This window comes from Paraburkholderia sp. EG286B, from assembly GCF_040965655.1.
In the GTDB taxonomy this organism is placed as follows: Bacteria; Pseudomonadota; Gammaproteobacteria; order Burkholderiales; family Burkholderiaceae; genus Paraburkholderia.
The window spans coordinates 1-799 of sequence record NZ_JBFRCF010000136.1; the positions used below are offsets into that span (position 1 = coordinate 1).

Genomic DNA, 799 nt, shown 5'->3' on the forward strand with positions numbered 1-799 from the left:
CCTGCTAGTGTTCTGTCCCAGAAATAACTTTACGTAAATTCAGATTGGTCTATGATCGAATCACGGTGAGTTGGAGGCGATCATGGGACGCAAAGGAATCGAGGTTGTCGTGTCGGAACTGGAGCGAGAACAATTGCTGTCAATGAGCCGCTCGCGTTCGCTGCCTCACTCTCTGGTCCGCCGGGCGAAGATTGTCTTGATGGCCGCTGACGGTCATACGAGTCAAGAAATTGCGACGCAGTGCGAAGTAACACCGCCCGCAGTTACGCACTGGAAGAAGCGCTTTGTTGCCCATGGACTTGCCGGTCTGCATGATGAAGCCCGTCCAGGCCGGCCTCGCACGCATGATGATGAAGCAGTCGCGGAATTGCTTGCGAGGATACTGCATGAGAAGCCGGACGGGGCAACGCACTGGAGCGTGCGCTCCGCTGCTGCGCAGACAGGGATTTCGAAGAGTTCGGTGGCCCGATATCTGTCGTTGTTCGGCGTACAGCCTCATCGGTCAAAAAGCTTCAAGCTGTCTAATGATCCCTACTTCGTGGAGAAGGTGCGCAATATCGTCGGGCTGTACCTGAGTCCGCCGACCAATGCCCTGGTGCTGTGCGTCGACGAGAAGAGCCAGTGCCAGGCGCTGGAGCGTACGCAGCCGATGTTGCCGATGGGGTTGGGCTATCTCGAGGGAGTGACGCATGATTACGTCCGGCACGGCACTACCACTCTGTTCGCCGCGCTCAATACGGCAACGGGTGAAGTTATTGCGCAATGTAAGCCGCGCCACCGACATCAGGAATTCCTGGCG

The 799-nt window shown here is 57.1% G+C and carries 1 protein-coding gene; it reads left to right on the forward strand.

What is annotated here, in order from left to right; translation table 11 throughout:
- Positions 1–82: 82 nt before the first annotated feature.
- The coding region (locus tag AB4Y42_RS44085; RefSeq protein WP_368697874.1) for an IS630 family transposase at positions 83–799 on the forward strand (717 nt) is incomplete at its 3' end.